The 13,070-nt window shown below is 70.5% G+C and carries 7 protein-coding genes; all 7 read left to right on the top strand.

Annotated elements, in window-relative coordinates; all coding sequences use genetic code 11:
• Positions 1-87 precede the first annotated feature (87 nt).
• The 7 genes from ACFRKB_RS21035 (at position 88) to ACFRKB_RS21005 (ending at position 13,060) form a co-directional block, all read left to right on the top strand.
• Complete coding sequence (locus ACFRKB_RS21035) at positions 88-1,116, top strand: LacI family DNA-binding transcriptional regulator (RefSeq protein WP_383107701.1); 1,029 nt, start codon at positions 88-90, stop codon at positions 1,114-1,116.
• A 30-nt stretch (positions 1,117-1,146) separates the two neighbouring features.
• Positions 1,147-4,176: a glycoside hydrolase family 2 TIM barrel-domain containing protein gene (locus ACFRKB_RS21030; RefSeq protein ID WP_383107699.1), complete on the top strand. Its 3,030-nt coding sequence runs from the start codon at positions 1,147-1,149 to the stop codon at positions 4,174-4,176.
• A gap of 89 nt (positions 4,177-4,265) precedes the next feature.
• Entirely contained in the window at positions 4,266-5,306 is a 1,041-nt protein-coding gene (locus ACFRKB_RS21025) for a LacI family DNA-binding transcriptional regulator (RefSeq protein ID WP_383107697.1), read from the top strand.
• Positions 5,307-5,647: 341 nt separating this feature from the next.
• The gene (locus ACFRKB_RS21020) at positions 5,648-7,459 is read left to right on the top strand and encodes a glycoside hydrolase family 36 protein (protein ID WP_383107695.1); all 1,812 of its coding nucleotides are present in this window, start codon (positions 5,648-5,650) and stop codon (positions 7,457-7,459) included.
• Positions 7,460-7,479: 20 nt separating this feature from the next.
• A complete protein-coding gene (locus ACFRKB_RS21015; protein WP_383107694.1) occupies positions 7,480-10,374 on the top strand; it encodes a sugar-binding protein in 2,895 nt (964 codons plus the stop codon).
• Between the two features lie 33 nt (positions 10,375-10,407).
• Positions 10,408-11,679: an enolase C-terminal domain-like protein gene (locus ACFRKB_RS21010; protein ID WP_383107692.1), complete on the top strand. Its 1,272-nt coding sequence runs from the start codon at positions 10,408-10,410 to the stop codon at positions 11,677-11,679.
• A 25-nt stretch (positions 11,680-11,704) separates the two neighbouring features.
• On the top strand, positions 11,705-13,060 hold the full coding sequence (locus ACFRKB_RS21005; RefSeq protein WP_383107690.1) for an ABC transporter substrate-binding protein: 1,356 nt from the start codon (positions 11,705-11,707) through the stop codon (positions 13,058-13,060).
• The last annotated feature ends 10 nt before the right edge of the window (positions 13,061-13,070 follow it).

Below are 13,070 nucleotides of genomic sequence, written 5' to 3'. Positions count from 1 at the left end.
CCATGTGACGCTTCTTTCGCCGGGCGACCGAGGACCGTATGATCCGGTCTGCTTCATATGAACGGTCACTGAATGAAGGGTTGTTGAGTGTCCGATCGGCCCACTCTGCGCACCGTCGCGGCCAAGGCGGGTGTCTCGCACCAGACGGTCTCCCGGGTGGTGAACGGCGACCCCACGGTCACCGGCGGCATCCGGGACAAGGTGCTCTCCGCCATGCGCCTGCTCGACTACCGTCCGAGCGCGGGCGCGCGCGCCCTCGCGAGCGGGCGCACCGAGATCGTCGGCGTGGTCCTTCCGCACAATCCCGGCTTCGCGTTCTCGAACGACCACCTGATCCGCCTGGTCGGGGGAGCGGACCAGGAACTGGCCGCCCGGGGCTACGGCCTGCTGCTGTCCACCCGGGAGGTGCCCGACGACGCGGCCTCGGCCCATCGCCGGTTCACCCGGCGCCGCCAGGTCGACGGACTGCTCGTGGAGGCAGGCGTCGGTGGCGAGGCGCTGCCCGCCCTGCGGTCGGCGGGCTATCCCACGGTCGTGATCGGCTACACCGGCGAAGACCTGCACTGCGTTCACCCCGACGACGAGGGCGGCGCCTACGCGGTCACCCAGCATCTGCTCGCCCTGGGGCACCGCAGGATCGGTGTCGTCAACGGCCCGCCGGAGAACCAGCTCGCCATGGCCGCCCGGCTCCGGGGGCTGCGCCGCGCCTTCGCCGACGTACGCCGCCCGTTTCCCGACGACCTGATGGAGCACGGTGACTTCACCGCGCCCTCCGGCTACGCGGCGGCCGGACGGCTGATGGCGCGGACCGACCCGCCCACCGCGATCTTCGCCTTCAACGACGGCATGGCGTTCGGCGCGATGCGCCGGCTGCGGGAGGACGGACGAGCGCTGCCGGCCGATGTCTCGGTCGCGGGCTTCGACGACACCGCCGCCGCGGAACTCATCGATCCACCACTGACCAGCGTCAGCCTGCACAGCGTCGACGTGGGCCGGCGGGCCGCGCGGATCCTGCTCGATCTGCTGGACGGACGGCCGCCGGCGGAGCATGAGAGCGTCGTACCCAGCACCCTGAGAGTCCGCGCGTCGACGGCGCCGCCCCACGCGGCCACATGACAGAGCCTCTGGAAAGGACCGGTCGAACCGATGGACCACGCCCACCGGAACCGCACCCCGCACTCCTACGTCGAGGACGTCTCACCCGGCCACGGCCGGGCACGGCCCCGCGCCTCCTTCAGCTCCGACGCACCGGCCGTGGAACTGGACGGCTCGTGGAGTTTCCGACTGGCCGCCGGGCTCCACGACCTGACCCCGGGATTCGAGGATCCGGCGTTCGACGCGGATGCCTGGCCCCGCGTCACGGTGCCCTCGTGCTGGCAGCTGGACGGCGCCCCGGAGCCCGCCCGGTTCGGCGCTCCCGCCTACACGAACATCACCTATCCAATCCCCGTCGACCCGCCCCGGGTGCCCGACGAGAACCCGACGGGGGAGTACCGCCGGGAGTTCGACGCCGAAGCGGGTTTCGCCGACGGGGGAACGGCGGTTCTCAGGTTCGAGGGCGTGGACTCCTGTTTCGCGGTCTGGCTCAATGGCGTGCTCCTGGGTGACGGCAAGGGCAGCCGGCTGCCGACCGAGTTCGACGTCACAGGCGTGCTGCGCCCCGGACGCAACGTGCTGGCGGTCCGGGTGCACCAGTGGTCCGCCGGAACCTATCTGGAGGACCAGGACATGTGGTGGCTGTCCGGCATCTTCCGATCGGTACGGTTGCTGGCCCGGCCCGCCGGGGGAATCGCGGACTTCTTCGTCCACGCCGACTACGACCACCGGTCGGGCCTGGGCACACTGCGCGTCGACGTCGACGGCGATGTCCGCCTCACCGTCCCGGAGCTCGGCCTCGTCGACGCCGACCCGGCCGGACCCCATACCGTGCCCGTCACTCCCTGGAGCGATGAACAACCGCGGCTCTACCAGGGGGAGCTGGCGACGGCCACGGAACGGGCGCCGATCCGGATCGGCTTCCGCCGGGTCGCGGTCGAGGGCGGGGTACTCACCGGCAACGGCAGACGCCTGCTGTTCCGCGGCGTCAACCGGCACGAATGGCATCCCCTCACCGGACGCACACTGTCCCGGGAAACCATGCTGGACGATGTGCTCCTGATGAAGCGTCACCACATCAACGCCGTCAGAACCAGCCACTATCCGCCGGACCCGGCGTTCCTCGACCTCTGCGACGAGTACGGGCTCTGGGTGATCGACGAATGCGATCTGGAGACGCACGGCTTCTCGAAGAACGCCTGGCGCGGCAACCCGAGCGACGACCCGGCGTGGCGCGCGGCGCTGCTCGACCGGGCCGAGCGGATGGTCGAGCGGGACAAGAACCACCCCAGCGTCGTGATGTGGTCGCTGGGCAACGAGGCGGGCACCGGGGCGAACCTGGAGGCGATGGCCGGGTGGATCCGCGACCGGGACCCGGACCGGCTCATCCACTACGAGGGTGACTGGGACAACTGCGCCTACACGGACGTCTATTCGGTGATGTACGCAGACTATCCGATGGTGGCGGCGGTCGCCTTCGGACAGGAACCGCTGACCGGCGACCCGGCGAACGACGCACGGCGGCGCGCCATGCCGTTCCTGCTGTGCGAGTACGGGCACGCGATGGGCAACGGGCCCGGCGGGCTGCGCGAGTACCAGGAGATGTTCGAGGCGCATCCGCGGCTGGCCGGTGGCTTCGTCTGGGAGTGGATCGACCACGGCATCGCGCGGCGAGATGCCCGGGGCTCCCTGTACTACGCCTATGGCGGGGACTTCGGGGAGCCCGTCCACGACGGCAACTTCATCGCCGACGGACTGCTGTTCCCGGACCGTACGCCGTCACCCGGACTGCTGGAGTACGCGAAGGTCATCGAGCCGGTCCGGATCGAGGCCGGGCAGGCGGAGGGCGGCATGGTCGTCCGCAACCTGCACCACACCCGCGATACCGGCTATCTGCGCTGGATGTGGCTCCTGGAGGTGGACGGCGACCCGGTGGCCGAGGGCGAGTGGGCCGTGCCGCCGACCGGGCCCGGCGCACAGCGGCGCGTCGACTGGCCGGACGCACTGGCCAAGGCCGCCGACACGGCGGGGCCGGGGGAGCGCTGGCTGTCCGTGCGCGCCGAACTCGCCCTGGACGAGCCCTGGGCCGACGCGGGACACACCGTCTCCTGGGCTCAGATCCGTCTCGACACCGACAGCGCGGCACGGACTTCCCCGTCAGGCACCCGGTCAGGCACCCGGTCAGGCCCCCCGTCGGCCAAGGGCGCCCGCGCGGTCATGTCTTCACGCGGGAACGGCGACACGATCACCCTGGGCGCCGCGCGGTTCGACGCGGTCACCGGCACCCTGACCCGCCTCGGCGATCTGCCCGTCGACGGCCCCAGGGTCGATCTGTGGCGGGCCCCGATCGACAACGACCGTTTCTCGCCGCTGCTCGCCGCATGGCGCCAGGCCGGTGTGGACCGCCTCCGGCACACGGTCCTGGACCTGGAGACCGACGGCGACGGGCTCACCGTACGCACCAGGATCTCCCCGGCGGGCTCGGACCTCGCGCTGCTCGCCGACTACCGTTGGAGCGTCGGCACCGGGAACCGCGTCTCGTTGACCGTCGACACCGCTCCGACCCGACCGTGGCCCGTCCCCTTGCCCAGGCTCGGGGTGGCGATGAGCATCCCGGCCGAGTTCGACCGGGTCACCTGGTTCGGCCTCGGGCCCGGCGAGGCCTACCGGGACAGCGAGGCCGCGGTACGCGTGGGGCGGTACGAACGTGCCGTCGACGCGATGCAGACCCCGTACGTACGCCCGCAGGAGAACGGCAACCGCAGGCATGTCCGATGGGCCCGCCTCACCCGTCCCGGCCCCTCCGGTGACGACGCGGGCGGCTTGGAGATCACGGGCAGTCCCTGGTTCGACCTCACCGTGAAACCGTGGCCCACCGGGGTGTTGGAGGCCGCGGCCCACACCGTCGACCTCACGCCCGACGGCCGCCTCCACCTCAATATCGACCTCGGACACCACGGTCTCGGCAGCGGTTCGTGCGGGCATCCCGTCCAGCCACGGCACCACCTGGCCGCGGTCCCGGCGCGCTTCACCCTCGGATTCGGGCCCCTCGGGGAGGAGGCCGGCGATGGCGTAGGGTGACCTGCGCGGCTCCGGTGGCTGTGTGGTTGCACAGCGGGACAACGTGGGCAGCCTCTCAGCGCCGTGCCGCCGAGAGGAGCGTTCCGTACATGACCACACCGAGGCCGAGCGCGGCCAGGCCACGGCGCCCGACGATGATCGACGTCGCCCGCGAGGCCGACGTCAGCCTCAAAACGGTCTCGCGTGTGGTGAACGGTGTGACGACCGTTGATCCGGAACTGGCAGAACGGGTAATGGCGGCGGTGGCCCGCCTGGGCTTCCGGCGCAACAACATGGCCCGGGACCTGCGCTCGCGCAGCACGTCGGCGACGGTCGGACTGCTCATCGAGGACCTGGCCAACCCGTTCTACGCGGGCATCGCCGCGGCGGCGGCGCAGTGCGCCCTGGAGCACGACACCCTGCTGATCACGGCCAGTTCGGAAGAGGACGCGGACCGGGAGCGCGGTCTGCTGCTGCGGATGTGCGAGCACCGGGTCGACGGCCTGCTGGTCGTTCCGGCCGGCAGTGGCGCCGACCACGCCTATCTGCGGGCCGAGATAGAGCTGGGCACGCCGGCCGTGTTCCTCGACCGCCCGCCCACCAACCTGCGCGCCGACACCGTGCTCATCGACAACAGGGCGGGCGCGCGGGCCGCCATCGAGCACCTGGTCGCCCGCGGACACGAGCGGATCGGTGTCCTGTCGGACTGGCTCAGCATCCATCCCATGGCCGAGCGGCTCTCGGCCGCCGAGGACGCGCTCGAACGGGCCGGGGTCGCCTACCGGCCCGATCTGATCCGGTACGGACTGCACACCCTGCGGGACACCGAGGCGGCGGTCGAGAAGATGCTGGCGGCGCCGGGGCCGCCCACCGCGCTGTTCGCCCTCAACAACCGGATCACGCTCGGTGCCCTCGGGGTGCTGAACCGCCTGCGGCAGGACGTGGCGGTGATCGGCTTCGACGACTTCGAGACCGCGGGGCTGATGGCGCGCCCGCTGACCGTCGTGTCGTACGACGCACGTGTCATGGGCAGGATCGGCGCGGAGTTGCTGTTCAAGCGGATAGCGGGAGACAGGTCGCGGCCCAGGACGGTCGTGGTGCCGACGACGCTCGTCGAGCGCGGCACGTCCGGCGGCCCGTCAGAAAGCTGATCCGCACCGGCGAACGCGAACGGTCGCGGTCATCGACGTGTGCCACGACTCTAGGCAACGTTGTCTCGACTGGCTATGGTTCAGAACCGACCTTCACAACGGGGGCGCGTCCGCGCGAGCCGTGCGCCAACGCGGTTCACCGCACGAGAAGTTGACGACGTTCCCTGGGCGTAGACGCCCTGACCAGCGACAAGAGCCGTCCACCTCGACAGGAGAGCGGCTGCTGTCAAGGCCACTCTCCAAGTGCGGTGCCCGGAAACCGAGTTGGAGTGTGCCGCAGCTCTAGGCAACGTTGTCTCGGCTGGCTATGTTTCAGGCCCGAACCTCGGAGAGGAACGGCAATGGCGGACATCATGGATCTGGCGCGGTTGTGGGCCGACCATGACGCGCTTCATGTGCACGGTGTGGCGGTCAGCCTGCTGACGGAGGGGCCGCGCCCCGAAGTGGAGCACGACGAGGACGGCGCGGTGATCCGCCTGCGGGGCGGCGCAGCCGGGGCGACACTGCTGCGCCTGGATGTCCCGCTGGGCGACGCCGTCGGCTACTGGCATCCGGCGGCGGGCTGGGACCGCCACCTTGTCGCGGACTGGGCGAGCCGCTGGCGCGCAGTCGGCCTCGTCGACTCGGCGCCACTGGGCTGCCTGTACGACGCGGCGGGCGCGGCGCTGCTGGCGTTCTCGTCCGACCGGGTCGCGGCGACGACCCGGATGCGGTTCGGCGTGGCGGAGCCCTCGGCCCGGTTCGGGGTCTGGCTGGCCATGGACCTGCTTCCGGAAGAGCACTGCCGTATCCGAGTTCAGGCCCCGGGCAGGCCCTTCGCCGACGCGGTGCGGACCCTGACCCGCCGCCTCTCGGCGGGCGACGGACTTCCGCTGCCCGACGCGGCCCGCACCCCGGCCTATTCGTCGTGGTACTCGCTGCACCGGGACGTGGACGCGGCGCGCGTCGAGGCCGAAGCCGCGCTCGCGGCCGAGGCCGGGTGCGGGGTGCTGCTGCTGGACGACGGCTGGCAGCGGCACGCCGACGGCGCAGGCTACTCCGGCAGCGGCGACTGGCGTCCGGACCCGGCCAAGTTCCCCGACTTCGCCGAACACGTCAGGACGGTACAGGGCCTGGGACTTCGCTATCTGGCCTGGATCGCCCCGCTGCTCCTCGGCGAGCGCACCGAGGCGTACCAGACGATGAAGGACTTCGCCCCGCACGCCGTACCGCGCCTGTCCTGCCGAGTCCTGGACCCGCGTCACGCGGAGGCCCGGCGGTTCGTCGTGGAGTCCTGCGTCGATCTCGTACGCCGTTACGGCCTGGACGGACTGAAGATCGACTTCCTGGACTTCGCGATGGTCTACGCCGACGAGACGGTCCGCACGGACGAGATGGCGCATGCCGACGGGGAGGGCGGCCGGCCCGGAACCGACATCGGCCTCGCCATGCGGGGACTCCTGACGGAATTGCGCGACCGGCTGCGCGAACTCCGCGGCGACGAACTGCTCATCGAGTTCCGGCAGCCGTACACGGGACCGGGCATGCTCGGCTTCGGCAACCTGCTGCGCGCCGGCGACTGTCCGGCCGACGCGACGGGCAACCGTGTGCGAACGCTCGACATCCGTGCCGCCGCGACGGCCGGGTCCGTCCACTCGGACATGCTCATGTGGGACCCCGGGGCCTCGGTGCGGGCGGCGGCCAGACAGCTCCACTCGGCCCTGTACGCGACGCCGCAGATCTCCGTCCGGCTCGCGGAGCAGTCAGCCGAGCACCGCGCGATGACGGCCTTCTGGCTCGGATTCTGGCGCGACCACCGTGACGTCCTCACCAGGGGCGAGATCCTGGCGGGACGCCCCGACCAGCTCTACGGGACGGTGGTCGCGAGCTTCGCTCAGCGGGCCGTGATCACCTTCTACGCCGAACACCGCCTCGCCGCACTCGATCTCGCAGGCTTCACCGAAGTCGCCCTGGTCAACTCCACCGCCGTCGACCACGTGACCCTGGACATCGGCGGGCGTGCCGTCGAGGTCGGTCTCGACTCGTCCGACGCCTGCGGCCGGTCCGCCGGTTCGTCCGTACGGACCCTGGCTCCCGGCCCGCACACCATCCCCGTACCTCCCTCCGGCCTGTGCGTGCTCAGGCCGGTGCCACCCACGCATTCCTCGCGCTGACGTTCTGGAGAGGTTCGCTCGTGTCAGACAGCCAAGATCGACGTCCTCGCACCGCCGCGGCATCGCCGGTTCCCGGCGAGATCTCCCGTCGCAACCTCGTGGGCCTGGGGGCGGCCACCGTCCTGGGTGTCACGGCGGCCGGCGCCCTGGCGCCGCGCGCCCAAGCCGCCGCCCTGGCCGGCACAGAGACCTCCGGCGCCGCGGCGCCCGTGGTCGCCCTCGGTTTCTCCGACCCGACCGGGCTCTACCCGGTGACCGGCGACGCCCCGGTCTCCCCCGATCTGCTGGTCACCTTCACCAGCCCGACCGTGCTCAGCGGGACCGTGGCCTGGTCCGTCTCGGCCCGGGGCGAGGAGCCCCTCGGCAGCGGAGCCGAGCCGTTCACGGCGGCGGCGGGCATCCCCAGCACCCTCACCATCCCGCTCGGCTCGCTCGGCCCGGACCACTACGAGGTCACCGCGACCGTGACGGACGCGACGGGAACGGACCTGCTCACCGAGACCGTCGGGCTCGGCGTGATCCGTCCCGCGGTCGAGGGACGGCGCCCGGAGTCGGTGTTCGGCCTGGGTATCCGGCCTGAGTCCGCCCCGGCGATCACCAAGCGAATCGCGCAGCGCATGGGGGTGAAGTGGACCCGCGGCATCGACGCCGTCCAGCCGAACACCGTGTCCCCGCGGCCGGGCGTCTTCTGGCAGCAGCCGCAGATCGACGCGGCCCGGGCCGAGATCGCCGAATGGCACCGTCACGGCATCGAGACCCTCGGCGGCATCAACTACAACATGTCGTGGAACGTCCAGCCGGGGCCCAACGGCGAGCAGCTCAGACCGCACCAGAACCGGCCCAAGGACATGGCCGCGCACGTGGAGATGGTGTACCACGCGATCGCGCCGTTGCAGGACCTGGTCCCGAACTGGGAGCTGTGGAACGAGCCGTGGGTCCACGGCTGGACCTGGAAGACCGGTGACGCCCAGGACTACCGGGACATGTGCAGACTGATCTGGGACCGGGTGAGGCCGGAGTACCCGGACGTCAACCTGATCGGCGGCGGCTCGGTCTCGTACAACCGTGACATCGTCTACGCCCAGGGCTCGAAGGACACCGGGTACATCGACGGTTCGGTGAACCACGCCTACGGCTATCCCGACGCGACCCAGTACGCGATGGCCAAGACGCAGATCAAGATGGACCGGCTCTGGTCGCGGACCAACGGGCGCGCCGGTCAGTGGCAGACCGAGCTGGGCACCGCGACCCAGTACAACTTCGCGGACCTGCCGCCCGACGAGGCCAACTACGGTGTGGCCAGGACGCTGGCGCCGACCTACCTGCTGCACATGCTCGCCGGCGCCGAGGAGGACTCGGCCATCCGGATCTTCTGGTTCTCCCTGTCCTACGACAAGGGGTACTCCGGCCAGGAGTTCAACATCTACGACTCCAGGACCAGGACTCCGCTGCCCGCGGTCGTCGCCTACGCCACCATGACGAGCCTGCTCGAAGACTCCGAGATGCGGGGCGAGCTGTATCCGGACGCGAAGTCGACCTGGGGCTTCCTGTTCCGCGGTGCGGACGGCAAAGGCAGGGCCGCCGTCTACGCGGACCAGCTCTACGACGGGACCGACGAACACCAGGACGCGGGTTACACCGGCACCATCAACCTCGACGACGCCCTCGGTATCCGTGCCTACGACTACCTCGGACGCCGGCTCACGGACGGTACGAAGCGCCGGGTCACCCTGGCCCTCAAGCCGTGGGAGGTCGTCTACTTCGACAGCGACCTGACACCGGAGGCGCTCCAGAAGGCCCTGACCCACGGCGCGCACATCGACTACAGCACCCCGCTGCACATCAGCCCCCTGTCCTTCGTGAAGCCGCTGGACCCGGCGAGCACCATCGACATACGCGTGGAGAACGTGTCGCCGAAGGCGATGGACACGCTGATCAGGATCACCCCGCCGGAAGGCTGGCAGGTGGCGTCGCGGGCACTCCCGATCACCGGGCTGCGGCCGGGGGAGTCCCGCGTTGCCTCCTTCCCCGTGACGAGGTACCAGGTCAGCGCCGACAACACCTACACCGTCGGATACGACGTCACCGTGGAGCGCCGTCCGGGCCTGCACCAGACCGGGTCGCGGACCATCCAGGTCGCCTACGTCCCGTTCCGGCAGATCACCGTCGGCGCGAGCGCGAGCCAGTGGAGCGACGTCATCCCCGTGACGATGACGAGTGTGTCCGCGGCCGGTGACACCAAGACCTACACGTTCCAAGCCGCCTGGGACGACCGCTTCCTGTACGTCAGGGCCCTGATCGAGGACGACCTCCAGGTGTCGAATCCGGCGTTCCCGACCGACGAGTACCAGTTCGCCTTCAAGGCGGACAGCATCCAACTGGCCTTCGACGCGGTCGCCGACAAGACGGAGGACCTGCTGGCCGGCGATCCGCACTACGAGAAGTGTCTGCGGTCCGCCTCGCACCTGTATGTCGCGACCCTGGCCACCGGCGGGCAGTCCGAGCTGCACCGGCAGTTGGCGCCGGGCACCAACTACCAGACCTACTATCCGACCAACGCAGTGCTTCCGACGCCGCTCGGTCTGCTGGACGCGACACCGACCGACGGCTCCGAGGGCCGGGTGCTCGTGTCCCGGGACGACGGCGGCAGGCTGACCAGGTATGAGATCGCGCTCGCCTGGACCCAACTCCCGGAGCTGGCCACGGCGGTGCGGGACGCCCGGCCGGGCAGTGTCACCCCGATGACCTTCGCCGTCCAGGTGCAGGATTCCGGAACGACCGGGCACGGAGCGACCTACTGGACGACGGAGTCGGCGCCCCCGACGTCGGGCTGCTACAACTTCGCGCCGTTCTGGGGTACCGGTGCGCAGTTCACCGGCGGACGTGTCGACACCCGCTGGGGCATCGGGGCCTGAATTCCGCCCGTCCCGACGACCAGGAGTCACACCGTGAGCCACACCACCGGCACGCCCACCGAACCGCCCTGGGCGCAGCCGTCAGCGGTCCGTATCACCGGAGTCCGGGCCATCCTCACCGCCCCGGCCGGGACGACGCTCGTCGTCGTCCGGGTCGACACGAACGAGCCCGGACTGTACGGATTCGGCTGCGCCACCTTCACCCAGCGGGCGGCGGCGGTCGCCACCGTCGTCGACGACTACTTGGCGCCGCAGCTGATCGGACGCGATCCGGCGGACATCACCGACATCGCGGCGACGCTGCACGTGAGCGGCTACTGGCGCTCGGGTCCGGTGCTCAACAACGCGCTGTCCGGGGTGGACATGGCGCTGTGGGACATCAAGGGGAAGCAGGCCGGACTCCCGGTGTGGCAGCTCCTCGGCGGCCGGTGCCGCACCGCGGTGCCGCTGTACGCACACGCCGCGGGGCGGGACGCCGAGGAGGTCGCCGACGAGGTGAGGGACCTGATGTCCCAGGGCTACCGGCATGTGCGCTGCCAGGTCGCCGTCCCCGGCGCCGGCACCTACGGAGCACCCGCCGCCGCGGCGCCCGGCGGTGCCCGCCCGCCCCTGACCCCGAACGCCTGGGACCCCGCGGCGTACCGGCGCACCCTGCGGGGGCTCTTCGAGCATCTGCGCCGCGAGGTGGGTGAGGAGGTCGAGTTGATCCACGACGTCCACGAGCGTGTCCACCCCACCGACGCCGTCCGTATCGCGAAGGACCTGGAGCCGTACGACCTGTTCTATCTGGAGGATCCGGTCGCGCCGGAGGACATCGAGTGGCTCAGGACCCTGCGCGGCCACTCCGTGACGCCGATCGCGATCGGCGAGCTGTTCACCAACCCCGCGGAGTACCGTCCGGTCGTCCAGGAGCGCCTGTGCGACTTCATCCGCGTCCACCTCTCCGCCATCGGCGGAATCACCCCGGGCCGGCGGCTCGCGGGTGCCTGTGAACTGTTCGGCGTCCGGACCGCCTGGCACGGGCCCGGTGATGTCTCGCCGGTCGGCCACGCCGCCAACCTCGCCCTGGACCTGGCCAGTCCGAACTTCGGTATCCAGGAGCAGCACCGGTTCGGGCCCGCCGTACGCGAGGTGTTCCCCGGCTGTCCCGAGATCCGGGACGGCCATCTGTGGCCGAGCACCGAGCCCGGGCTCGGTGTCGGCTTCGACGAGCGCCTGGCCCTGACCTACCCGCCCGCGCGCACCGCCCCCGGTCGCGCGTGGAGGCCGCCGCGACGAGCGGACGGCGCGCTCCAGCGCCCATGACCGAACACCTGAAGGAGTCACACACATGAGAACCCGCACCCCCGTCGCGATACTCGTCGCGACGGCCGCCCTGGCCACTGTCCTGGGCGGTTGTTCCCCCTCTTCCTCCGACGCCGGCGCCGGATCGGGGCAGCAGGTCACGCTGACCGTCGCGGAGTGGACGAACCCCGGCGCCGTCGAGTTCACCAAGGAGCTCAACGCCGAGTTCGAGAAGGCGCACCCCGGGGTCACCGTCAAACTGCAGACGGCGCCGACCGCCAACGCCGCCTGGCAGCAGCTGTGGAACAGCATGCTGCAGTCCAAGTCGGTCGATGTCCTCGCCCAGTTCGCCCCGACCCAGCAGGGCTTCGCCCCCGACTACACCAACCTCAAGCCCGGCGGTTCGAGCGCGCTGGTCTCCTCCGGACAGCTGACCGACCTCAAGGACCAGCCGTTCATGAAGAGGTACGACCCGGAGGTCCAGGCCGCCGCGGTCGGCTACCGGGGCGGGGTCTACGGCGTCATGGCGGCCCAGTACGTCGGGGCGGGTGGGCTCTGGTACAAGAAGGACCTGCTCGCGAAGCACGGTCTGTCCGTTCCCACCACCTACCAGGAGTTCCTGGACGCCTGCGAGAAGCTCAAGAAGGCCGGGATCACACCGATCTTCGTGTCCGCGAAGGACGGTATGCACGGGGGCGTGTGGCAGGGCATCGCCAACCAGATGATCATGAAGGGGCATCAGCCCTCGGAGTCCGTCAAGGTGTCCGAGGACCGGGCCACGGCCTTCTGGAAGGGCACCCAGTCCTGGACCGATCCGGTCTACCAGGAGATCTCGAAGCGGCACACGAAGATCATGGAGTACATCGAGCCCAACGCCTCGGGCGTGTCCCAGCAGACCGCCCCGGGTGTCTGGGCCACGCGGGCGGACGACTACCCGTTCCTGCTCGACGGCTCCTGGGACGGGCTGACCATCCAGCAGGCCAACCCGAAGCTCGACCTGGGGTTCTTCACGCTGCCGGGTACCGATGATCCGGCGGCCAACCGCGTCGCGTTCAAGCCGGACCTCACCTGGGTGGTGCCGGCCAGCTCGCGCCACAAGGACCTGGCGATGGAGTGGCTCGCGATGTTCTCCGAGCCCGACAACTACAAGAAGTGGCTGGAGAAGACCGGCTCCCTCTCCACTCAGACGGCGGTGCGGAACACCGAACTGCCGTGGATGGACTGGCTGAACACTCACATGGATGACGCCTTCCCGCAGCTGTCCGACCCGTGGACCCCGGCCGGGGCACCCATGGACGCGAAGGTTCCCGACCTCTACAAGATGACGCCGATCGGCGGCGACAGCATCGACACCATCCTGTCCCGTTCGGCCGCGGCCTACCGCGAGTCGGTCGGCGGGTAACGAGCGCGCT

This window comes from Streptomyces scopuliridis (genome assembly GCF_042790125.1).
GTDB classification, from domain to species: Bacteria; Actinomycetota; Actinomycetes; order Streptomycetales; family Streptomycetaceae; genus Streptomyces; species Streptomyces scopuliridis_A.
This window is presented reverse-complemented; position numbering and strand designations above follow the sequence as displayed.